Genomic DNA, 22,819 nt, shown 5'->3' on the forward strand with positions numbered 1-22,819 from the left:
ATGCGCGCCATGCAAGTCACCGCCCTTGGGCAGCCTCTCGAACTGCGCGAGATCGACATGCCCACCCCCAAGGCGGGCGAAGTGCTGGTGCGCATCCACACCTGCGGGCTCAACTTCGGCGACACGCTGATCGTCAAGGGCACCTATCAGGAAAAACCCCAACTCCCCGCCACCATCGGGATGGAGATGTGCGGCACCGTCGAAGCGGTCGGCACAGACGTCACCCACCTGAAACCCGGCCAGCGCATCGCGGCCTATGCAGGCTTCGGCGGTCTTGGTGAATACGCTGCCCTGCCAGCCAATATCTGCGTGCCCATCCCGGACGAGATGTCCGAAGTGGACGCTGCGGCCTTCCTCGTCGCCTACGGCACCAGCCACGTGGCCCTCGACTACAAGGCGCATATGAAACCCGGCGAGCGGCTGCTGGTCCTCGGCGCTTCGGGCGGCGTCGGCCTCACGGCGGTGGAATTGGGCAAGCTGATGGGGGCAGAGGTCATCGCCTGCGCCCGCGGCGCCGACAAGCTGAAAATTGCGTCCAAGGCGGGGGCCGATCACCTGCTCGACAGCGACACCTGCGACCTAAAGGCAGATGTAAAGGCGCTGGGCGGCGCCGATGTCGTTTATGATCCCGTCGGCGGCGACCTCTTCGACGCAGCCCTGCGCGCCTGCAATCCCGAGGCGCGGCTGTTGCCCCTCGGCTTTGCCTCCGGCACCGTCCCGCAGATCCCCGCCAACTACCTGCTGGTCAAAAATCTGCACGTCCTTGGTTTCTACTGGGGCGGCTACATGCGGGTGAACCCCAAGGTGCTGACCGACAGTTTCGAGGTGCTGTTCGGCTGGTATGCCGAAGGCCAGCTCAAACCCCATGTCAGCCACGTGCTGCCACTGGCCGACGCCAATGACGGTCTCGACCTGCTGCGCACGCGCAAGGCCACGGGCAAGGTCGTGATCCAGGTCGACGGCTAAGGGTTAAGCCAAAGTTAAAGGCCGCGCGCAAACCTTAACGCTGTGGATAAGTGAAGGGATGGTTAACGCCGTTCGCTTGTTCAAAACACGCAATTTCCCGGCCAAAATGTGCAGTTTGTCCACAATGGGCCGAAAAACCGGGGTTTGCGCCCGCTCAAAACACGCAGTTTGGCCCCGAAAACTCGCAGTTTCGCGAAATCCCCCCACCGTACGCTCCGTTAACCCCTGCGCCCCGGCGCAGGCCTCTGTCCTCCGATCGGCGCCTTCTGCCGCTCGCGCAAAAACACGAACAGACCCGCGCCCAGGATCAGCAAAATGCCAACCCACACCTCCCAAGTCGGCAATTCGCCAAAAACGACCCAGCCCCAGAACACGGCCAGAGGCAGGCCCACATATTCAAACGGGGCCACGGTTGCCGCATCAGCGATACGGTAGGCTTGGCTCAGGCAATAAACAACGATGGCTGAGTTCAGTCCGAGGCCCAAAAATACCCATAAATCAGCGCCTTGCGGCCAGATCCACGCTCGCAGCAGAAAGATCACCGATCCGTTTGTCGCCCCTTCAGCAAAGCGTCCATCGCCTGCCACCACGAAGAAGGCCACCGACACGAGGATAAACATGCCATGGATATAGACCGCCATTGCACTGGCCTTGCTCGCGACCCCCAGCTTGCGTGTAAGTATTTGATTTAAAGCATAAGTCAGCGCTGCCAGCACCGGCAGGGCCAGCACAAACCGGCTGACCTCAAGGCTGTCCGCATCGGCCCACGGCCGCTGCATCACAACCACGCCGACAAAGCCAACAGCCACCGCTATCAGGCGCAGCACGCCAACGCGCTCGCCCAAAATTGGTATAGATAACAATGTGATAAACAAAGGTGCGACAAAGAATAGGGCCGTCACATCGGCCAACGGCAGCACCGCGAGGCCAACGAAAAACGTCATATTCGCGATAACGATCAGAATACCTCGCAGCGCGTGTTGCCAGGGCGTGTCGGTCCGCAAGATCCCGAACCCGCCCTCGTATTGCACCACGATCAAGGTGAACAGAATGCCGCTCCCCGCCCGCGCAAAGACGATCTGATGCAGGGGGTAATCGCCCGATAACTTTTTGATCAGCATGTCATTTACGGAAATGCAGACAACCCCGATCAGCACGAATAGGATGCCCAGTCCGGCAATATTCTGACGTGTCGTCTCCATGGGGTCAGCCCTACCACAGCCGATCACCCGCTGACTTGCGAATAGCGCATAGCGCAATTGCAGGCTCTGCGGTATCACGGACCAAATCCAAGGGAGACTGCCGATGCAAATGTCCGACACCCGCCAGATCGCCGCTCCGCCAGCCGAGGTCTACGCCGCCCTTCTGAACCCGGACGTGCTGAAGGCCTGCGTGCCCGGCGCAACAGAAGTCACTGGCAACCCGGAAGACGGGTTCGAGGCATCCGTGACGCAAAAAGTCGGGCCAGTGAAGGCGACGTTCAAAGGGCAGGTCACGCTGTCTGAAATGACAGAGAATCAAAGCCTTACCATCACGGGTGAAGGTAAGGGCGGTGCCGCTGGATTTGCCAAGGGCGGCGCCGAAGTGCGCATGGCTCCGGTAGATGGCGGCACAGAACTCAGCTACGATGTCGAGGCGAAAGTAGGGGGTAAGCTGGCGCAGTTGGGTAGCCGCATCATCGACGGGTTCGCCAAAAAGATGGCCGACCAATTTTTTGCCAACCTTCAGGAAACGCTCGAAGGGCCCGCTCAAGCCGCAGAGGCCTCCGAGGCCGATGAGACCCCCAAAAAAGGTTGGCTCGGTCGTTTGACGGCCAAGGATTGACGCCTCGCACATCCGCCTGTGCATCCATGCGCTGGTGATGAATCCAAAAGCGCCATACCTCTCGTTTCCGTGAACGGCCCGGAGTCTTTATGTCCACGATCCTGAGTATCCAGAACCTGCGCAAATCCTACGCGGGTGGCTTTGAGGCGCTCAAAGGCGTCAGCCTGGATATCGAAGAAGGCGAGATTATCGCGCTTCTCGGTCCCAACGGCGCTGGAAAAACAACTCTGATTTCAACGGTCTGCGGCATCACGATGCCCACCTCCGGCACCGTCACTGTAGCCGGGTTCGACACGCTCAATGACTTTCGCGAAGCGCGCCGCTTGATCGGTCTCGTTCCGCAGGAAATCGCGCTCGAGCCCTTCGAGAAGGTGATTAATACCGTCCGCTTTTCCCGCGGTCTCTTCGGCAAGGGGCGCAAGGACAGTGCTGTTGAGGACATCCTGAAACGCCTTTCGCTCTGGGACAAACGCGACAATCAGATTCGCGAGTTGTCCGGTGGCATGAAACGCCGCGTGCTGATCGCCAAGGCGCTAGCGCATGAGCCACGGGTGCTGTTTCTGGACGAGCCAACTGCGGGGGTCGACGTGGAACTGCGCAAGGACATGTGGGAGATTGTTGAACAGTTACGCGCCGATGGCGTCACCACAATCCTCACCACCCACTACATCGAAGAGGCCGAGGCCATTGCCGACCGCGTGGGCGTCATCAGCAAGGGAGAGATCCTGCTGGTCGAGGACAAGGACAAGCTGATGGCGCGCATGGGCAAGAAGCAACTCGACGTGCAATTGACCACTCAGATCGACACTGTGCCAGAGGCGCTGGCCGCGTATGACCTGACTCTGAGCGACGAAGGCTGGACGCTTGTTTACAGCTACGATGTCAATGCCGAACGGACGGGCATAACCATGCTGCTGAACGATGTGCAAAAGGCCGGGCTGCAATTGAAGGACGTGGTGACACGGCAATCCAGCCTAGAGGACATTTTTGTCTCGCTGGTCAATCAGCCGGAGGGCAATGCATGAATTGGACCGCCATCCGCGCCATCTATCTTTTTGAAATGGCGCGTTTCTTTCGCACAATAGCGCAATCGCTCATTTCGCCTGTGCTCTCCACGTCGCTTTACTTCGTGGTGTTTGGTGCTGCCATAGGTAGCCGTATCGACGAGGTCGAAGGGGTCAGCTACGGCGCTTTCATCGTACCCGGCCTCATCATGCTGACGGTGATGACCCAGGGCATATCGAACGCCTCCTTTGGTATCTATTTCCCGAAATTCATCGGAACAATTTACGAACTCTTGTCGGCGCCAGTGAACTTCCTTGAGATCGTCATGGGCTATGTAGGGGCCGCAGCGACAAAGGCCTTGTTCATCGGGATCATCATCCTCGTGACCTCGTTCTTCTTCGTCGACATCCAGATCCAGAACCCGGCCGCCATGATCGCTTTCCTTATCCTGACCTGCATCAGTTTTGCCCTCTTCGGCTTTATCATAGGCATCTGGGCGGGCAACTTTGAACAGCTGCAACTGGTGCCTCTGCTGATCGTGACACCCCTCGTGTTCCTGGGGGGCTCGTTCTACTCCATCTCCATGCTGCCACCGGTTTGGCAGACGATCTCGATGTTCAATCCGGTGGTCTATCTGATCTCAGGCTTTCGCTGGGCCTTCTTCGGGGTCGAGGACGTACCCATCGTCACCTCTCTTCTGGCCATCGGCCTCTTCACCTCGCTGTGCTTGGGCGCAGTCTGGTGGATTTTCAAGACGGGCTGGCGCATTCGGCAATAACGTAACGGCTTGAAACTCCTTTGCCGTGTGGCCTTGTTCTGTGCGGGGCCGCATTCTACATGGGCGTGGATGAAACGCTGGATCCCCTTCATGAAATCCGACCCCACAGTCGCAATCGTACGACTGCAAGGGGTCATCGCAGGCGGCACGCGTGGCGCGTTGAATGACCGTGCTTTGGCAAGCGCCATCGACAAGGCATTCAGCCGTGGCAAGCCTGCTGCTGTCGCGCTAGAGGTGAACTCGCCCGGCGGCAGCCCTGTCCAATCGTCGCTGATCGGCAGCCGCATCCGGCGCCTGGCCGAGGAAAAGGATGTGCCCGTCATCGCCTTTGTCGAAGATGTTGCCGCATCCGGCGGCTACTGGCTGGCAGCCGCAGCGGACGAGATCTATGCGGATCCGTCTTCCGTCGTGGGGTCCATCGGCGTGATCTCAGCCAGCTTCGGCGCGCATGAGCTGATGACACGGCAAGGGGTCGAACGGCGCGTGTACACCGCGGGCAAATCCAAAAGCATGCTGGACCCGTTTCGCCCGGAAAAGCCCGAGGATGTGGAGCGGCTCAAGGGCCTTCTGGAGGACATTCACACCAACTTTATCGACCACGTGCAGGCGCGGCGGTCTGACAAGCTCGACACGGAAACCGAGTTGTTCACTGGCGAAGTGTGGCTGGCCGAAAAGGCCAAGGCGCTTGGCCTGATCGATGGTATCGGGCATCTCAAACCGATGATGCAGGACCGGTTCGGCGAAAAGGTGCAGTTCCGCCGCTACGGCGTGAAAAAGCCGTTCTTCTCTCGACTGGGGGCGCAGTTGCTCGACGACGCGGTGACCACAATTGAAGAGCGCGCAGCTTACGCGCGGTTTGGACTGTAATCCATGTTGTCCAAAATTGTCCTGCTGTTCCTCGCTTTCATCGCGGTGCTCGCTGTGTTCGGCAAATTGCACTGGATCGGCGGCAAGCGTTTTTCCTCCGCCAAATGTGCCTGCGGTCGCTATAGGATCGGCAAGGGCAAGTGTTCCTGTGGGCGGGGTGGCACCTGATGGCTGCCGCAATGCCGTGGCTGCTCAGCGGTCTGGGCCTGTTGATCTTGCTGCTGGCGGGCGACTCGCTGGTCAAGGGCGCCGTGAACCTGTCTTTGAGGTTGGGGGTGCCAGCGCTGATCGTCAGCCTGACAATTGTCGCCTTCGGCACATCCGCCCCCGAGTTGTTGATCGCGATCCAGGCGGTTCTGGACGACGCGCCGGGCATCGCCATCGGCAACGTCGTTGGGTCAAACACCGCCAATATCCTTCTTGTGTTGGGCATTCCGGCCCTGCTGGCCACAATGCACACGTCCGAATGCGAGACGAAGAAAACCTTCAATTTCATGATCGCGGCGTCGATCCTGTTTATCGCGCTGGCGTTTCGCGGAGTTTTTGACTGGATTGCTGCGGTCGTCTTGCTGTTCGGGCTTAGCCTCGTATTGTGGGATGCCGCGCGCGAGGCCAAAGGGCATCGCGCGGTAAATCCCGGTGCCGATGAAGAAGAGGAAGACATAGAGGGCGTGGACCCCGACCTGCCAGGGTGGCGCATCGCGATCTTCCTCATACTGGGTCTGATCGGCCTGCCTTTGGGCGCGGATCTGCTGGTCGATAATGCCACGATCATCGCCAAGATGTATGGCGTCAGCGACACGGTTATTGGCCTGACGCTTGTTGCTGTGGGGACATCGCTGCCGGAACTGGCCACAACCGTGATGGCCGCGTTGCGCCGTCAGGCCGACGTCGCCTTGGGCAACGTGATCGGGTCGAACATGTTCAACCTGCTGGCCATCATCGGCGTCGCCAGCTTTGTCGGACCCATCCCGGTTGATCCCTCGTTCCTTCGGTTCGATCTTTGGGTCATGCTCGGCGCGTCTCTTCTGCTGCTGCCATTTGTATACATGCGCCGTGATATTACGCGTTTGTGGGGCGTGATCTTGACCGCCCTCTATCTGACCTATCTGGCTGTCGTACTGAGCTAACAATAACAAAAGGGGAGGGTGCGATGACACGCGCACTTGTGACAGGGGCGGGACACCGTTTGGGCCGGGCGATGGCTGTTTATCTGGCCGGGCGGGGCTATGACGTGGCGGTGCATTACGCCAGCTCGGATGTCGGCGCGCGCGAGACGGTTGCGCAGATCGAGAAGGCGGGCAAGCGCGCCGTTGCGCTTCAGGCGGACCTGACGGATGAAGGGGATACACAAGCCCTGTTCGGCAAAGCGGTTGAGGCGCTGAGCGGCCCGATCACCTGCCTGATCAACAACGCCTCCATCTTTGAATACGACACCGTCGAAACTGCGACGCGCACCAGTTGGGACCGGCATATAGAAAGCAACCTGCGCGCGCCCTTTGTGCTGACGCAAGCGATGGCGGCGCAAGGACTGGAAGCGGCGCAGGACGACATGAACGAACCGCTCGCGCCAGGCCTGATCGTGAATATGATCGATCAGCGCGTGCGCAAGCTGACGCCGGAATTCATGACCTATACGCTGGCCAAGATGGGCCTTTGGGCGCTGACTCAAACCAGCGCGCAGGCCCTGACACCTGCGATCCGGGTCAATGCCATCGGTCCGGGCCCAACCCTGCAGGGGGGGCGCCAAAGCACAGAGCATTTCGCCAAGCAACGGGCGGCGACTGTTCTGGGCCGCGGTTCAAACCCATCAGATATTGTCGGTGCCTTGTGCTATTTTCTCGACGCTCCGGGCGTGACGGGACAATTGCTCTGCGTGGATGGCGGGCAGCATCTGGCCTGGGAAACACCCGATGTGATTGGCGTTGAATGAGGTGACGTAGGGTGAGTTTTGCACCGCGTTAATGTTCGTTACAATTCTGTTACCAAAACGCGTGTGTTTTCAGTGACTTGTTCGATACCAAACAAAATATGCAGCAAAATCAAGATCTTAATCGCTTGCTTAAAAAGTAGGCAAAATCAGGAAGCGCCCAAAAAACAACAGAAAATTCCCGACGCCCAGAAGTTACCCGCACACTTATCCACAGCTTTCGTGGATGTATGATCGCTTGAACACGTGTTCAAATCAGTGCAGCCAAAACAGGTGAAATGGCACGAATCGCATGGCGAACCAGGACCCTTCAGAACAGCCTCAGATTGAGCAGCGCGTGCCTGTCGGGCACGACGTCATTCAGGGATACCTGAAGACACTGGACAGCTCACCCGGTGTGTACCGCATGCTCGACCGCGAAAGCCGCGTGCTTTACGTGGGCAAGGCCCGCAATCTGCGTGCGCGGGTGTCGAATTACGCGCGGCCATCCGGGCACAGCCCGCGGATCGCCCGCATGATTTCGATGACCGCGTCGATGATGTTCCTCACCACCCGGACGGAAACCGAGGCGCTGTTGCTGGAACAGAACCTGATCAAGCAGCTTAAGCCCAAGTTCAATGTCCTGCTGCGTGACGACAAATCCTTTCCAAACATTCTGGTGACCGGCGATCACCCCTATCCCCAGATCAAAAAGCACCGCGGTGCCAAGAAACAAAAGGGGGCCTATTACGGGCCGTTTGCCAGTGCGGGCGCCGTGAACCGCACGCTTAATCAACTCCAGAAAGTCTTTCTCCTTCGTAACTGCACCGATTCCATGTTCGACAGCCGCACGCGGCCTTGCCTGCTGTACCAGATCAAGCGGTGCTCCGGCCCTTGCGTAGGGCTGATTTCCGAAGCGGACTATGCGCAGTCGGTTAAGGATGCGGAGCGATTCCTGACCGGTAAGTCGACCGACATCCAGGCCAAGTTGGCTGGGCAGATGCAGGAAGCCTCCGAAGACATGGAGTTCGAGCGGGCTGCGGCCCTACGCGACCGTATACGCGCCATGACGCAGGTGCAGACTGCGCAGGGAATCAACCCGCGCAGCGTGACCGAGGCGGATATAGTCGCCCTGCATATGGAACAGGGACAGGCCTGCGTGCAGGTCTTTTTCATCCGCGCCAACCAGAACTGGGGCAACCGCGACTTTTACCCGCGTGTTGGGGCGGATGTGGACGCCGCCGAGGTGCTGGAGGCGTTCTTGGGCCAGTTCTACGACACCAAGGAACCGCCGCGGCAGTTGATCCTGTCGAACGAGATCGAGAACCCCGACCTGATGGGCGAGGCGCTGAGCCAGAAGCTGGGCCGCAAGGTTGAGTTGCTGGTGCCCAAGCGCGGCGAGAAGGCGGAGCTGGTCGACAGCGCTCTGCGCAATGCGCGCGAAAGCTTGGCACGTAAGATGGCCGAGAGTGCGACGCAGGCGAAGCTGTTGCGCGGTGTGGCGGAGGCCTTTGAGTTGCCGGAAGCCCCCGAGCGGATCGAAGTCTATGATAACTCGCACATTCAGGGCACCAATGCTGTGGGCGCTATGATCGTCGCGGGCCCGGACGGGTTCATGAAAAACAGCTACCGCAAGTTCAATATCAAGGGCGATGACCTGACCCCCGGTGACGACTTCGGTATGATGAAGGAAGTGCTGCATCGCCGTTTCAAACGGCTGCTGTCCGAGGATCCTGACCGTCAAAAGGGCATGTGGCCGGACCTGCTCTTGATCGACGGCGGGGCAGGGCAGGTATCTGCCGTGGCCGAGATCATGCGCGAGCACGGGGTCGAGGATATCCCTATGGTCGGTGTTGCCAAAGGCGTCGACCGCGATGCGGGTAAGGAAGAGTTTCACCGCACGGGCAAGCGTCCCTTTGCCCTGCGCCACAACGATCCGGTGCTCTATTTCGTGCAGCGCATGCGGGACGAGGCGCACCGATTTGCCATCGGGACACACCGGGCCAAGCGGGCCAAGTCCAACATGAAAAACCCGCTGGATGACATCCCCGGCGTGGGGGCGTCGCGCAAGCGCGCGCTGCTGGCGCATTTCGGATCAGCTAAGGCTGTTGCCCGGGCCAACCTCGCGGATCTAAAGGCGGTCGATGGGGTGTCCGAGGGGCTTGCGCAGAAGGTCTATGACTTCTTTCACGACCAGTAAGGCGCATGCGCCTTGCGCCCCCTTCCGGACCAGCGCGGGACAGGCTAGAGATTGCGCATGATTTGGACGATACCGAACATCCTGACGACGCTGCGCCTGATCGCTGCCCCACTTGTCGCCGTGATGTTCCTTTACTTCACGCGGCCGTGGGCGGACATCCTCGCCGTCATCCTGTTCGTGGGTGCCGCCATCACCGACTGGTTTGACGGCTACCTCGCCCGCGCCTGGGGTCAGCAGACAAAGCTTGGCACCATGCTCGATCCCATTGCGGACAAGGCAATGGTGGTGATTGCGTTGATGGTGATCATCGGGTTTTCCAGCTGGTCCCCATGGCTCGTTCTGCCCGCCACGATGATCCTGTTTCGGGAGGTTTTCGTGTCGGGTCTGCGGGAGTTTCTGGGGGATACCGCTGGGACCTTGAAGGTCACAAATATTGCGAAGTGGAAGACCACTTTGCAGATGATCGCCATTGCGGTTCTGTTCTCCCAAGGCGTGTTCGAGCACTACTTCGGCATGTCGATCTGGGGCATGGATGAGGCAATGGTGAACGCCATCCTGAACGGTGAAGAACCCGATCATATGGGTCTTTGGTGGAAGCTCGCCGGGGCCGACTGGTCGGGGCGTATAGGCCTTTGGTTGCTGTGGATTGCGGCTGCCCTTACCTTTATCAGCGGATGGGATTACTTCCGTAAGGCCATGCCGTACTTGAAAGGGTAACTGATATGGACGTGCTCTATTTCGCCTGGGTCCGTGAAAGGATCGGCATCCCGCGCGAGGCAGTCGAGACGCAGGCCGGTACGGTCATGGACCTGGTCGAGGAGTTGCGCGGCAAGGAAGAGCGTTATGCAGCCGCCTTTGCTGACATCAGCGCGTTACGCGTGGCTGTGGATCAGCAACTGACAGACTTTGACGCGTCCCTGTCTGGAGCGCGGGAAGTGGCGTTTTTCCCTCCCATGACAGGCGGTTAGGCGGATGCGCGTCGTCGTTCAGGAGGCCCCATTCGACTTTGGTGTGGAGGCTGCCGCGTTTGCTGAAGGGCGCGCTGTTTCGGGCGCTGTTGTAACCTTTACCGGCATCGTGCGGGACGTCGATGGCGGGCTGCAGGCGATGGAAATCGAGCATTATCCGGGCATGACCGAAAGCGCGCTGACCGACATCGCGGCCGAAGCCAAGACCCGATGGTCGCTGGAAGATGCACTTGTCATCCACCGGCATGGGCGGCTTGAGGTGGGTGAGATGATTATGATGGTGGCGACCGCCGCCCGCCACCGCAAGGATGCGTTTGAGGCGGCGGAGTTCCTGATGGACTACCTCAAGTCGCGGGCGCCGTTTTGGAAGCGTGAGGTCACTGCGGACGGAGCCGATTGGGTGGCGGCGCGGGACGAGGATGAGGACGCACTGACGCGGTGGTGATTTACCCTTTGTTTATATGGCTGAATTGCTGAATCTGCCGGTACACATCCCGTGCACAAGGCGTGCATAACCTGTGCACAGCTTATGCTGCAGAACTGCTGATTAGCGGACGGAACGATAGTTAAGAAAGGGTGCAGATCGTAAGGCGGATCTTGATCCGCCCAGCCGTCAGCTGGCTTGCTGGCGGTCGATCCAGGCGCGCAGCTCTTCGGTCTCGTGACGGGCATCGCGCAGCCCGTCCATGGCAGCGCGCAGTTCCGCTTCGGTCTGGGCCAGCTGGTTGGTCAGCTCTGCCTCGCGCTGCTGCAGGTAGGTGATGGCCTGATCGCGGGTTTCCTCGGCCTCGTGCAGCTCCTGGCTCATCCGGTCCAGTTCGGCCACATCGCCCGAGGCAACACGCGTGAAGCGGTGGATCAGCCAGTTCGCAAACCAGCCCAGGCAGAACGCAATGAAGAGAATGATAGCTGTCGCAATGACAAACTCAGCTCTGCTCATCGTCCTATTGTCCTTCGGCGCTGTCCTCGGTTGCGGCTTCTGTATCGCCGTTTCCGGCCAAGGATTCCAGCGTTGTTTCACCTTCCGGTGCTGAAGGTGTTGGTCGGATCAGCTTGAATTCGATGCGCCGATTGGCTTCACGGCCTTCTTCGGTGTCGTTCTCGGCAATCGGGTCGACCTCGCCATAGCCCTTGGCGGAATAGGTCGAGGTCAGCACCCGGCGCGCGCGCAATTCGTTCAGCACCGACTGCGCGCGGGCCTGGCTGAGGTTCAGGTTCATCTCTTCCCGGCCTTGGCTGTCGGTGTGGCCCTGAATCTCAAGCCGAATATCGCCGCAGATCCGCAGCACTTCGGCGATGTCATCCATCGTCCCCAGCGCGCTGGCATCGATAGTGGCGCTGCCCGGCTCGAACGTGATTTTCGAGGCTGACAGGATGCCTGCAATCTCGGCCTCGCATTCCGCCGGGGTGGGCAGGGCAGCCACCGGGTCCAGCTTTTCCTGGTAGGTGACGCGGATGTCGAACTCTTCCGCCTCGCCCAGTTTGGAGGCGAGCAGGGTTGCGATATTCGTGCTGGCCTTCGGATTGCCAGTGTTGCCTGAAATGGTGACCGCATCTGGCGTGACCGTCACGGCCCCGTTGGAAAGCTGCGCGAGTGACTCGAGGCCTGTGAGCACCCGCACCGGCCAATCCCCCGGCAGGTCGTCGACAATCCGCGTCGCCACATAGACGCTGTTGGTGCCAAAGGCGGCCTGGGCGTAGCTGTCGACCAGCGCGCGCAGGTTCGAGTCGGACAGACGGCCACGCAACTGTACCAGTCCTTCGGGGCTGAGTGTGGCCACAAATTCGGGCGGGCCCTGGTTGGGATCCACGGTTTCGGGCAGCTTGGCATAGAGCGCAAAGACTGGGGGCAGGGCGTTTTCCAGTTCACCCACGACACGGTCAAAGTCGGCCTGCGGCGTGCCTTCGGCCGCGATGAGGGTGATGTCCGCGTCCGAGAATGTCACGGACCCTGCGCCCAGTGTGTCCAGCGCGCCGATGGCCTGTTCCACGGCAACACTCCATTTCGGGCTGGGCACGCCCATGCCGACGGTGCAGGTGCCCGGTCCGGTCAGGCCTGCAGCCGTGGCGGCGTTCACGATCCGGGTGCGGGCCGCTTCAGTATCGGCCGAGCAGGCATCGAACCGTGTGCCTGCCGCGTCCTTTACCAACCGCAAAGTGAAGGGGGTGATGACGGGCCGGGGCGCTGCGATGTCGAGGGCCACGCGCAGGCCCGGAGGGGCGGCGCGGTTCAACTGCGCTTCGAGATTGGTTTTCTCTTCGGCGCTGTCGGTGATGGCGCGGATCGACACGCGGCCCGCCTCGACCGACACCTTGGCGCGCGGCAGACGCTCCATCGCCGCGAGAGCAAAGCCCAAGGCGTCACTCCATCCATCCGGTGCCGGATAGTCGGCCACTTCGATCAGGTCGGTGACGGGAGTGTCGCCCGCGATTGCGGTAATCCGGTCCATGACAGCGGTCCGGTTCGTGGCCGCCGGGATCAGTCCGATGATCGACAGGCCCGCATCGTTGCGCAGCAGTTCAGCCGAAAAGCGCGGGGGTGCGATGGCGGCGGCAGCTTCCACCTGCATCTCGTCAATGACGCGGGCGGCGTCAACGATACTGCCTGCGGTGGATAGGGCGGCAAAGCGCACCGCTTCGGTCGGCGCAATGCCCGCGAGTGTCACCTTCAAGCCGTCGGCTTCGACCTCGGCCCAGGTCATCCCCTCGTCATCGAGCGCGTCGCGCACACCGATTTCCGAGTTTTCCTCGATCAGCTGTACCGATAGGTTGGCGGTGATCAAGGCGAGCACGGCGGCCACCGAGAACGTGACAACTATGATCAGAAGGGATGACAATCGCATCATCGGCAAACCTGTTTTTTGGGCGTCTTGCGCGCGCCTACGGTGTACGCGGCTTGGCCCCCGGGTTCAATCACACGAGCAGTGCGGCGCAGAAAAACACCAGCGGGATCGCGCCAGTATCGCGGTTGGCGCGGAAGAGTTGCAAGCATTTGGCAGGGTCCTCGATGTCGAGGCCGCGCAGCTGCCACGCCATGTGCCAGCCCATGGCCCATGGCCCGCCAAGGGCGATGACTAGAGCCAGCACGTTGACTTCGTCAATGGCGGCAAAGATAACGGCGATGCCCATCAGCCCCACGGTTGCCATCAGGAAGCGGCGGAGCCATTGGGGCGTTTGGGTGCCAAAGAGGCGCGCAGTGGATTTCACGCCGATCAGCGCGTCATCCTCGGTGTCCTGGTGGGCGTAGATTGTGTCGTAGAACAGGGTCCATGCGATGCCAGCGAGGTACAGCACGATAGCTGGCGCTTCGAGTTGGCCTGTGTGCGCCGTCCAGGCCAGCAGCGCGCCCCAGTTGAAGGCGAGGCCGAGGAACACTTGCGGCCACCACGTGAACCGCTTGGCGAAAGGGTAGACGGCCACGGGTAGGAGGGCGAGGATGCCCAGAAGGATGGCGGCTGTGTTGAACGTGAGCAGGATGGCGAAGGCGATCAGTGCTTGGAGGCACATCCAGATGACTGCGCCGCGCACGGTCACCTGACCCGAAGGGATCGGGCGGGAGCGTGTGCGTTCCACCTGTTCGTCGAAGTCACGGTCGGTGATGTCGTTCCACGTACAGCCCGCACCGCGCATCAGCCACGCGCCCGCCGCGCAGCCGATGGCGATCCAGGCGTCCTCCCACCGGGGCGACTGGTCGTGCAGTATGGCGAGGGCGAGGCCCCACCAGCAGGGCAGGAGCAGGAGCCATGTGCCGATGGATCGATCTGCGCGGCTGAGCCGGAGATAGGGCCGCGTCCACTCGGGCGCCAGCGTGTCGACCCAGTTGCCGGTGACGGCATCGGCGACCTGACCCTCTGGTGATGGCTGCGAGTTGGTCATATGTGTGGGCCCATGAGTGACGCGAAGATACGCCTTTATGTAGAGCAGCCCTTGGGGCAGGGGCAATCGGTTCCGCTGTCGCGGGAGCAGGCGCATTATCTCTTTGGCGTGATGCGGTTGTGGGTGGGGGCGGCGGTGCTGTTGTTCAATGGCACGGAAGGCGAGTGGCGGGCCGAGGTGGTCGAAGCGGGCAAGCGGGGTGGGACGCTTGTGTGTGAGGCGCAGACGCGGCCTTTGCAGATGCCGCCCGACCTGTGGCTGCTGTTTGCGCCCATCAAGAAGGCGCGCACGGATTTCATTGTGGAAAAGGCGGCAGAGATGGGCGCGCGGCGGATTGTGCCGGTGCAGACGGAGTTTACCAATGCGGGCCGTATCCAGCGCGACCGGTTGCAGGCCCACGCCGTCGAGGCTGCAGAGCAATGCGGTGGAACTTACGTACCGGAGGTGGCCGACATGCAGCGGCTTGACCGGGCGCTCGCTGATCTGGGCGACCGGCAGGTGATGTTCTGTGACGAGGCGCTCGCGGAGGCGGAGGATGCCTCTGCCTTACCCGACATCCCAGGCCCATGGGCGATCCTGATCGGGCCCGAAGGCGGGTTTTCCGACAAGGAACGCGTCAGATTGCACAGGATGGAAACGGCGCATGCCGTCCAGCTTGGCCCGCGCATCCTGCGGGCGGACACGGCTGCGGTGGTGGCGCTGACGGTCTGGCAGCAGCGACTGGGGGATTGGTGATGGCGCAGGACACCTGCGCCTTACGATTGGCGCACCCCGCAGATGCACCATGGATCGAGGCGTTTCTGGCCGATTACGCGGACACTTCGATGTTTCTGCGATCGAACCTCGCCGCACATGGGTTGGAGCCGTCTGCTGATGGCCACGCAACCGAGATGTTTGTGCAAGACCGCGGCGATGCCGTGCGCGGCGTTCTCGGGCTGAGCAACAGTGGCTATCTGATGGCGCAGATGCCTTATGACGGCGACATTGCACCCGCGCGGGCACATTGGCAGGGTCGGAGCGTGCTTGGCATGACCGGCGTGCCAGAACAGGCTGTGCAGGTTCAAGCGGCGCTTGGGCTAAGCAATGCGCCCGCCAGCCTGGTCGAGAATGAGCCGCTTTACACGCTTGATCTGGCCGATCTGGCAGGCCCTTTTGACATTCTGCGTGCGACCCGTGCAGATGATGCCGAGATGCTTGAGACGTGGTTTTTCAACTACCGACGCGACACAGGCTCGACCGGGACGGATGAGGCAGCGTGGGCAGAGGCGCGGGCGCGGACCAGACGCGCTTTGGACGGTACGGGCACGCGAATTCCGGAACGAGATGGACAGCCTGTTGCCATGACGACATTCAACGCACAGGTTGCGGATATCGTACAGGTGGGCGGTGTCTTTGTCTCTCGCGCCTTGCGCAACAAAGGCTATGGCCGCCGGGTCGTCGCCGCGCATCTGGCAGAGGCACGTGCGCGCGGTGTGACCCGTGCGATCCTCTTTGCCGCATCAGCCACTGCTGCGCGCGCTTATGAAGGCATCGGCTTCCGGCGCATTGGTGCCTACCGAGTGGTGCTGTTCGAGCCACCCGCAACGATCAAGGGAGCGACCTGATGTTTTTTCGTCCCGAGGCCAAGGCCGCCCTGTGGCGCTGGCGCGAAGTGCTGGCGGGTGTCGCCCTCGCCATTCTGGCGCTGTGGTGGCTGGCGCAGGCGCGGGGCGTGCTGGGCTATGTTGCGCCGGTCATGCTTGTGGGCGCGGGGGCGCTGATCATGGTGGGCCTGCAACGCGAGCGGTTTCGCGGTGCGGGCGGTGGTTTGGGCACCGTGCAGGTGGTCGAGGGTGAGGTGATCTATTTTGGTCCGCTCTCCGGCGGGTCCGTGTCTTTGCGCGAGGTGCAGCGCGTGATCCTGGATGGGGCGCAAAGTCCGGCCCATTGGCGGCTCGATCAGCCGCAACAGCCGACGCTTATGATCCCGGTAGATGCGGACGGGGCAGATTCGCTGTTTGACGCCTTCGCCGCGCTGCCGGGGCTCAGGACCGAACGGATGCTGGCAAAACTGAATGCGGGTGCAGACACGCCTGTCCTGATTTGGGAACGCAGCGCGCCGACACTTGCGCAGATGGAGCCGCGCAGTCGTGCATAGGGACCGCGCATAAATGCGCACATCTCCGTGACCCTGTGCACGGGCACTGCGCATTGACACCTTCGCAAATTCGCACCAAGGCTTGCACCCCTGACAGAACGGCAAAAAGCGGAGCGCGCCCATGTCCATACCCCAATCCGGCGGCGGGCCCATCGAACATCACGATCAGTTGGCGCAATACCTCGCCGATGGGTGTAAGCCCAAGGCAGACTGGCGCATCGGCACGGAACACGAGAAGTTTGGCTATTGCCGGGATACTCTTAAGCCGCTGCCCTATGAAGGCGACCGGTCGATCGAAGCTGTTTTGTCGGCGCTGCGCGACCGACACAACTGGTCAGAATTGCGCGAGGGCGGCAAGCTGATCGGGTTGGAAAAGGACGGTGCCAATGTCTCGCTGGAACCCGGTGGCGCGTTGGAACTTTCCGGTGCACCGCTTGAGACGATCCACGAGACCTGCGACGAGGTGAATAGCCATCTGCGCGAAGTGATGGACATCGCGAACGAGATTGGCGTGGGCTTTATTGGTCTGGGTGCCGCGCCCATCTGGACGCATGAGGAAATGCCCCTTATGCCCAAGGGGCGTTACAAGCTGATGGACGCCTATATGGGCAAGGTCGGCACCATGGGCCGCACGATGATGCGGCGGACCTGCACTGTGCAGGTCAATCTGGATTTCGGGTCAGAGGCGGACATGGTCCAGAAGATGCGTGTCGCCATCGCCCTTCAGCCGGTGGCGGTTGCCCTATTTGCCAACTCGCCGTTCTTTGAGGGTCAGCCCAACGGGCACAAATCCTGGCGCAGCCGTGTCTGGCGCGATCTCGATGCGTCGCGCACGGGCATGGTGCCGTTTGTGTTTGACGATGGGTTTGGCTTTGAACGCTGGGTGGACTATGCGCTCGATGTGCCGATGTATTTCGTCTACCGCGATGGCAGGTATATCGACGCGCTGGGCCAGTCCTTCCGCGACTTCCTGCAGGGTAAGCTGCCCGCGTTGCCGGGCGAGACGCCGCTGATGAGCGATTGGGCGGATCACCTGACCACGGCCTTCCCCGAGGCGCGGGTCAAGAAGTTCATCGAAATGCGCGGGGCCGATGGCGGGCCTTGGCGGCGTTTGTGTGCGCTGCCCGCGTTCTGGGTCGGGCTGATGTATGATCAGGGCGCGCTGGATGCCGCCTGGGATCTGGTCAAGGGGCTCGACGCCGAAACCCGCGATGGCCTGCGTACTGCTGCGTCGGTCGACGGGCTGCAGGCCGAGGTGAATGGGGTTCGAATGCATGACCTCGCGCGCGAGGCGGTTGCGATTTCACATGCCGGTCTTGCTGCGCGGGCGCGGCCTGGTGCGGGTGGCATGATCCCGGATGAGACTCACTTCTTGAATGCGCTGCAAGAGAGTGTCGAGACGGGGAAAACCCCGGCAGATGAGTTGCTGGATCACTATAATGGGGATTGGCAGGGCGACATCTCGCGCGTTTTCGCCGAGTATTCGTACTAGGCTGGGGTGGGGCCGAAGCCACCCGAGGCCCTCCCGTCAAAGGCTTTTTCAGCCCGTAATCACCCTGGCGGTGTATTGAAGCACGATTGTTGAGCCCCGCCTTTGGCGGGGTTTTTCGTGGTTGACGTGTCGAAAATTCAAATTGTATACAAAAAGTATTGGAGAAGTATTGTGGCAAAACACAAAAAATCGTTCTGCGCAGAGGACCTGCGTGCGCGCATCCTGACGCAAGACATCGCACCGGGCAGTGATTTGGATGAAGCCCGGCTCGCAGAAGAGTACGGCATCTCGCGCACACCTCTGCGCGAGGTGCTGCAGCGTCTGGCCGGTGGCGGTTTTGTCCGGCTTGAGGAAAACCGCGGGGCCAAGGTGGAATCCATGGACTTCGCGACCATGCGCGTATTCTTCCAGACGGCACCACTGATCTATTGCTCGGTCGCGCGGCAGGCGGCGGAAAACCGGACATCGCGGCAGGTGGCCGACCTCAAGGACATACAGCACGAATTTATCGGCGTAGCCCGCGCGGGCGATGCGGCTTCGGCCGGTCTGCTCAACCACGCCTTTCACGAAAAGATCGGGGACATGGCGCGGAACCCGTATCTTCTGGCCGGGCTCAGGCGGATGCTGATCGACCACACGCGTTTGGGCCAGACGTTTTTTGCACCGCAATCCGAAGCTGACAAGACGCGCGTCACCAAGGCGATCGAGCAGCACGATGCGATGATCTCGGCCATCGAGGCGCAGGAGCCGAACCTCGCCACCGATCTGACCCTGCAGCATTGGGATCTGTCGCGCGACCAGTTGGAAAAGTTCGTGCGGCCGGACCCGCTGCCGCTGGATGTTCTGTCTATGAAAGAGCGCCGCAATGCGCTTTGAGGGTATCTACACGCCTGTCGTCACCCCGTTTTTCGACGACTTTTCCTGTAATGAGGCGGCGCTGGCGCAGACTATCGAACACCTGATCGCGGCGGGCGTGCATGGGATCATCGTCGCGGGTTCGACCGGCGAATACTATGCCCAGACCGAAGACGAGCGCATCTGGATGATGAACCGGTGCGCCGAACTGATCGGTGGCCGGGTGCCCATGGTGGTGGGCACTGGCGCGATCCGGACCGAGGACAGCGTGCGTTTTGCCACTGCGGCCAAGGCGGCTGGGGCCGACGCGCTGCTCGTTGCGACCCCGCCCTACGCTTATCCCACGGGGCGCGAGATTGCGCTGCATGCGCTTGCCATCGACCGTGCGGCGAACCTGCCCGTGATGCTTTACAACTATCCCGGCCGCATGTCCGTGAACATGGACGAGGACACGCTGGACCGGCTTGGCCGCTCCCCAAACTTCTGCGCGATCAAGGAAAGCTCTGGCGATATCAACCGGTTGCACATGCTTGCACGGGACTACCCGCATATCGCGCTGAGTTGCGGGATGGATGATCAGGCGCTGGAATTCTTTGCCTGGGGCGCGCGGTCCTGGGTCTGTGCCGGATCGAACTTCGCGCCAGAGGCGCATATCGCGCTTTATACCGCTTGCGCGGTCGAGGGCGATTTCACCAAGGGCCGCGCGATCATGTCGGCGATGCTGCCTTTGATGCGCGTCCTGGAACAGGGCGGCAAGTTCGTTCAGTGCATCAAGTATGGCCTGACCCTGCGCGGCATCGACGCGGGCCCGCCGCGCAAGCCGCTGCACCCCCTGAACAAGGATGACAAGCGGCAGCTGACCGAGGTGATCCGCACCATGAACGCCACAGTGTCCACCATCACCGGAGAGCCGATATGAGCGACCTGCTGACCCACGCCGAATACGTGGCACTGGCCGAAGACATGGATTTTCCGGCTACCGCCTTCATCGACGGCAAATACCGCGCGGGATCGGGCAAGTCCTTTGCCTCCATCAATCCCGCGACGGGGCAGCAGTTGGCCCAGATATCCGGCTGCAACGCTGGTGACGTCGATCTGGCCGCGCAAAAAGCGCGCGAGGCGTTCGCGCAGGGGCACTGGTCGAAACGGCACCCGTCGAACCGTAAGGATGTGCTGATCCGCCTGTGCAAGCTGATCACCCGCAATCGCCGCGAACTGGCGGTTATGGAAAGCCTCGAAAGTGGAAAGCCGATCCGTGATTGCGAGATGATCGACGTACCGGAAACTATCCACTGCATCAAATGGCACGCCGAAGCGGTGGACAAGATCTATGACCAGACGGGGCCGTCGGGTGACGATGCGCTGTCGATCATCGTGCGCGAACCCATTGGCGTGGTTGCTGCCGTGCTGCCCTGGAACTTTCCCCTGATGATGCTGGCGTGGAAGATTGGCCCGGCGCTGGCAGCAGGCTGTTCGGTGATCGTGAAACCGGCGGAGCAGACGTCTATGACCGCGCTGCGGGTCGCGGAATTGGCGCATCAGGCAGGCGTGCCGCGCGGTGTCCTGCAGGTGCTGCCCGGTGATGGACCATCGGTGGGCGAGCCGCTTGGGCGGCACATGGATGTGGACATGGTGAGCTTCACCGGCTCGACCGAGACGGGCAAGCGCTTCCTGCGCTACGCCGCTGACAGCAACCTGAAGAAGATTATGTTGGAGTGCGGCGGTAAGAACCCGGCGGTGGTCTTTGACGATGCCGAAAACCTGGATCATGTGGCCGAACATGTGGTCAACGCAGCCTTCTGGAATGCGGGCCAGAACTGCTCTGCCACCTCGCGGCTGATCGTCCACAAGGATGTCAAAGCGCCCTTGATGGAGTGCATCGACGCCCGTCTGCGCGATTGGAAGGTGGGTGATCCGCTGGATCCCGGCAACCACATTGGTGCGCTGATCGACGCGGAGCATTGTCAAAAGGTACGCAGTTATCTGGATGAAACCGACAGATGCTACGGCCCCTTTGTCGCGCCCCGCGTCATTGATGTCGATGCCAAGGACACACGCGCGCACGACGAAATCTTTGGCCCGGTCCTTTGCGTGATCGAAGTGGCCAGCAATGACGAGGCCATCGCGGTGGCCAACGATACGGACTACGGCCTTGCCGCTAGCGTGTTCACCGCCAACACCCGGCGCGCCATCCGGGCGGCCCGGGACATCGCGGCAGGCACGGTGACCGTCAACTGTTACGGCGAAGGTGATATCTCGACACCTTTTGGCGGCTACAAACAGTCCGGTTTTGGCGGGCGGGACAACGGGGTCCATGCCCATGATCAGTTCACCGAACTCAAGACCATCTGGATCGACCTGACCGATCCCAGCGAAGGGGACAATGTCGGATGAGTGTTGACGCCGTTGGACGCATCCGCCGGGGACGCGGGGCGCGCAAAGCGATAAGGCAAAGCCGCGACATCACCATGTTGCCCGCCCTGAAACGCGGCCTGCCGCTGGTTGAGCCGATGGACGCGGAGCAGATTGCCCGGATTGACGATGCCTCCATGGGGATTCTTGAAGATGTGGGCGTGATGTTTCGCGATCCCATCGCGCTCGCAGACTGGAAGCAGGCCGGGGCGGATGTGCGCGGCGAAACGGTGCATCTGGACCGTGGCCTTGTCCGCGACCTGATCGCGTCGATCCCCTCCAACTTTACCTATGTGGCGCGGAACCCGGCGAACAACCTGCCCTTTGGCAACGATCACGCGATCTTTGTGCCTATGACCGGCGCGCCCTATCTGCGCGATCTCGACGATGTGCGCCGCAATCCCACGCTCAAGGATCTGGCCGACTTTCACAAGCTCAGCCACATGCTGCCCGCGATGCATTCGACGGCGCACCACATCGTCGAACCCTATGATCATCCGATCAGCCACAGACATCTGCGCATCACCTATTCGTCGATGAAACACTCCGACAAGACGTTCATGGGCATGACCACCAGCCCCAAAAACGCCGAAGACGTGATGGAGATGTGCGCAATCCTGTTCGGCCGCGACTTCATGCTGCAAAACCCGGTCGTGACCGGCAATTGCAACGGCAACTCGCCGCTTGTCTGGGATGAGACGATGTTGGGCGCGATGCGCGCCTTTGCCCGCTACCGACAGCCGGTGCTGTGCTCGCCCTTTGTGCTGGGCGGGGCGAACACGCCTGCGGGCGTGGCCCCGTCCGTTGCGCAACTCAATGCGGAGGCGCTGAGCGCGCTGGCCTACACGCAGGTGATCAATAAGGGGACGCCCGCGATCTACGGTCACTACCTGTCGACGGTGTCGATGAAGTCCGGGGCGCCCATGGCTGGGACACCGGAAATCGGCCTTATGAACATGATGATCGGCCAGATGGCGCGGTACTATGACGTGCCGTGGCGCACATCGAACACGCTTGGCGGGGCCAAGACCTTTGACGCGCAGGCCGGATACGAGAGCGCCTCGACTCTCATGGCTGTCCTGATGTCGGGGGCAAACTACATCTGGCATTCGGCGGGCTGGAACGAGGCGGGCATGCACTGTTCGATGGCCAAGTTCGTGGTGGACGCTGAACAATGCGCCATGGGCCATCGCATGATGTCCGGCGTGAACTGGGACGACTTTGACGACGCCCTGCAGGCTGTGCGGGATATCGGCCCCGGAGGGCACTACCTTGGCCATCCCCACACGTTGGAAAACTTCCAACGGGCATTTTTCATGCCCGAGATGTTCGACAACAACTCGATTGAGCAATGGCAAGCCGAAGGCGGGGTTGAAATCAACGAACGCGCGCTGACACGTGCCCGCGACTTGTTGAACGAATACGAAGAGCCCAAGCTCGACGCCGCCGTGGACGAGACCCTGCGCGACTATATTGCCCGCCGTGAACGCGAAATTCCTGCCGTCGATGCGCTGAACCAGGATCACTGAC

General features: G+C 61.2%; 24 protein-coding genes. 20 read left to right on the forward strand and 4 right to left on the reverse strand.

Annotated elements, in window-relative coordinates:
- Window positions 1-966 carry an NADPH:quinone oxidoreductase family protein gene (locus tag FD715_RS17580; protein WP_147112860.1) on the forward strand — a complete coding sequence of 322 codons (966 nt, stop codon included), beginning with the start codon at window positions 1-3 and terminating at the stop codon, window positions 964-966.
- Window positions 967-1,184: 218 nt separating this feature from the next.
- On the opposite strand, the gene FD715_RS17585 is transcribed toward FD715_RS17580, so the two are convergent.
- Window positions 1,185-2,168 carry a DMT family transporter gene (locus FD715_RS17585; protein ID WP_147112863.1) on the reverse strand — a complete coding sequence of 328 codons (984 nt, stop codon included), beginning with the start codon at window positions 2,166-2,168 and terminating at the stop codon, window positions 1,185-1,187.
- A 103-nt stretch (window positions 2,169-2,271) separates the two neighbouring features.
- Between FD715_RS17585 and FD715_RS17590 the strand changes: the two genes are divergently transcribed.
- From FD715_RS17590 to FD715_RS17635, 11 genes are all read left to right on the forward strand, one after another.
- The gene (locus tag FD715_RS17590) at window positions 2,272-2,790 is read left to right on the forward strand and encodes a CoxG family protein (RefSeq protein WP_147112867.1); all 519 of its coding nucleotides are present in this window, start codon (window positions 2,272-2,274) and stop codon (window positions 2,788-2,790) included.
- Window positions 2,791-2,879: 89 nt separating this feature from the next.
- Entirely contained in the window at window positions 2,880-3,815 is a 936-nt protein-coding gene (locus FD715_RS17595) for an ABC transporter ATP-binding protein (protein WP_147112871.1), read from the forward strand.
- Window positions 3,812-4,573, forward strand: coding sequence for an ABC transporter permease (locus tag FD715_RS17600; protein ID WP_147112874.1), 762 nt, complete (start codon window positions 3,812-3,814; stop codon window positions 4,571-4,573). The genes FD715_RS17595 and FD715_RS17600 overlap by 4 nt, the downstream gene beginning before the upstream one ends.
- 69 nt (window positions 4,574-4,642) lie before the next feature.
- Window positions 4,643-5,440 (forward strand): S49 family peptidase, encoded by a 798-nt coding sequence (locus FD715_RS17605; protein WP_147112877.1) that lies wholly within the window; start codon window positions 4,643-4,645, stop codon window positions 5,438-5,440.
- A gap of 3 nt (window positions 5,441-5,443) precedes the next feature.
- On the forward strand, window positions 5,444-5,608 hold the full coding sequence (locus FD715_RS22560; protein WP_189799534.1) for a hypothetical protein: 165 nt from the start codon (window positions 5,444-5,446) through the stop codon (window positions 5,606-5,608).
- Between the two features lie 11 nt (window positions 5,609-5,619).
- Window positions 5,620-6,570, forward strand: a complete 951-nt coding sequence (locus FD715_RS17610) for a calcium/sodium antiporter (protein ID WP_147112973.1) — start codon at window positions 5,620-5,622, stop codon at window positions 6,568-6,570.
- Between the two features lie 23 nt (window positions 6,571-6,593).
- Window positions 6,594-7,373, forward strand: a complete 780-nt coding sequence (locus tag FD715_RS17615; protein WP_147112881.1) for an SDR family oxidoreductase — start codon at window positions 6,594-6,596, stop codon at window positions 7,371-7,373.
- A 289-nt stretch (window positions 7,374-7,662) separates the two neighbouring features.
- Complete coding sequence (gene uvrC, locus FD715_RS17620) at window positions 7,663-9,549, forward strand: excinuclease ABC subunit UvrC (RefSeq protein ID WP_147112883.1); 1,887 nt, start codon at window positions 7,663-7,665, stop codon at window positions 9,547-9,549.
- Between the two features lie 57 nt (window positions 9,550-9,606).
- Window positions 9,607-10,266 (forward strand): CDP-diacylglycerol--glycerol-3-phosphate 3-phosphatidyltransferase, encoded by a 660-nt coding sequence (gene pgsA, locus FD715_RS17625; RefSeq protein WP_147112886.1) that lies wholly within the window; start codon window positions 9,607-9,609, stop codon window positions 10,264-10,266.
- A gap of 5 nt (window positions 10,267-10,271) precedes the next feature.
- Window positions 10,272-10,517, forward strand: a complete 246-nt coding sequence (gene moaD, locus FD715_RS17630; protein WP_147112889.1) for a molybdopterin converting factor subunit 1 — start codon at window positions 10,272-10,274, stop codon at window positions 10,515-10,517.
- A gap of 4 nt (window positions 10,518-10,521) precedes the next feature.
- Window positions 10,522-10,962 (forward strand): molybdenum cofactor biosynthesis protein MoaE, encoded by a 441-nt coding sequence (locus tag FD715_RS17635; protein WP_147112892.1) that lies wholly within the window; start codon window positions 10,522-10,524, stop codon window positions 10,960-10,962.
- A gap of 168 nt (window positions 10,963-11,130) precedes the next feature.
- Here FD715_RS17635 and FD715_RS17640 read toward each other — a convergent pair whose 3' ends face one another.
- The 3 genes from FD715_RS17640 to ubiA form a co-directional block, all read right to left on the reverse strand.
- Window positions 11,131-11,457, reverse strand: a complete 327-nt coding sequence (locus FD715_RS17640) for a hypothetical protein (protein ID WP_147112895.1) — start codon at window positions 11,455-11,457, stop codon at window positions 11,131-11,133.
- A gap of 4 nt (window positions 11,458-11,461) precedes the next feature.
- On the reverse strand, window positions 11,462-13,360 hold the full coding sequence (locus FD715_RS17645; protein ID WP_147112977.1) for an OmpA family protein: 1,899 nt from the start codon (window positions 13,358-13,360) through the stop codon (window positions 11,462-11,464).
- A gap of 70 nt (window positions 13,361-13,430) precedes the next feature.
- The gene (ubiA, locus tag FD715_RS17650) at window positions 13,431-14,393 is read right to left on the reverse strand and encodes a 4-hydroxybenzoate octaprenyltransferase (RefSeq protein WP_147112898.1); all 963 of its coding nucleotides are present in this window, start codon (window positions 14,391-14,393) and stop codon (window positions 13,431-13,433) included.
- A gap of 12 nt (window positions 14,394-14,405) precedes the next feature.
- On the opposite strand from ubiA, the gene FD715_RS17655 reads away from it, so the two are divergent.
- The 8 genes from FD715_RS17655 to FD715_RS17690 all read left to right on the forward strand — a co-directional run bounded on the left by FD715_RS17655 (window position 14,406) and on the right by FD715_RS17690 (window position 22,818).
- A complete protein-coding gene (locus FD715_RS17655) occupies window positions 14,406-15,128 on the forward strand; it encodes a 16S rRNA (uracil(1498)-N(3))-methyltransferase (RefSeq protein WP_147112900.1) in 723 nt (240 codons plus the stop codon).
- Entirely contained in the window at window positions 15,128-15,997 is an 870-nt protein-coding gene (locus tag FD715_RS17660) for a GNAT family N-acetyltransferase (protein ID WP_147112903.1), read from the forward strand. Before FD715_RS17655 ends, FD715_RS17660 begins: the two co-directional genes overlap by 1 nt.
- Window positions 15,997-16,530, forward strand: coding sequence for a hypothetical protein (locus FD715_RS17665; protein WP_370455418.1), 534 nt, complete (start codon window positions 15,997-15,999; stop codon window positions 16,528-16,530). The genes FD715_RS17660 and FD715_RS17665 overlap by 1 nt, the downstream gene beginning before the upstream one ends.
- Window positions 16,531-16,651: 121 nt before the next feature.
- Window positions 16,652-18,022, forward strand: coding sequence for a glutamate--cysteine ligase (locus FD715_RS17670; protein WP_147112909.1), 1,371 nt, complete (start codon window positions 16,652-16,654; stop codon window positions 18,020-18,022).
- Window positions 18,023-18,193: 171 nt separating this feature from the next.
- Window positions 18,194-18,898 carry a GntR family transcriptional regulator gene (locus FD715_RS17675; protein ID WP_147112912.1) on the forward strand — a complete coding sequence of 235 codons (705 nt, stop codon included), beginning with the start codon at window positions 18,194-18,196 and terminating at the stop codon, window positions 18,896-18,898.
- Window positions 18,888-19,796, forward strand: coding sequence for a dihydrodipicolinate synthase family protein (locus tag FD715_RS17680; RefSeq protein WP_147112915.1), 909 nt, complete (start codon window positions 18,888-18,890; stop codon window positions 19,794-19,796). The genes FD715_RS17675 and FD715_RS17680 overlap by 11 nt, the downstream gene beginning before the upstream one ends.
- Window positions 19,793-21,271, forward strand: a complete 1,479-nt coding sequence (locus FD715_RS17685; protein ID WP_147112918.1) for an aldehyde dehydrogenase — start codon at window positions 19,793-19,795, stop codon at window positions 21,269-21,271. Before FD715_RS17680 ends, FD715_RS17685 begins: the two co-directional genes overlap by 4 nt.
- A complete protein-coding gene (locus tag FD715_RS17690; protein ID WP_147112921.1) occupies window positions 21,268-22,818 on the forward strand; it encodes a trimethylamine methyltransferase family protein in 1,551 nt (516 codons plus the stop codon). The genes FD715_RS17685 and FD715_RS17690 overlap by 4 nt, the downstream gene beginning before the upstream one ends.
- The last annotated feature ends 1 nt before the right edge of the window (window position 22,819 follow it).

Source organism: Tateyamaria sp. syn59, from assembly GCF_007995245.1.
Lineage (GTDB): Bacteria > Pseudomonadota > Alphaproteobacteria > Rhodobacterales > Rhodobacteraceae > Tateyamaria.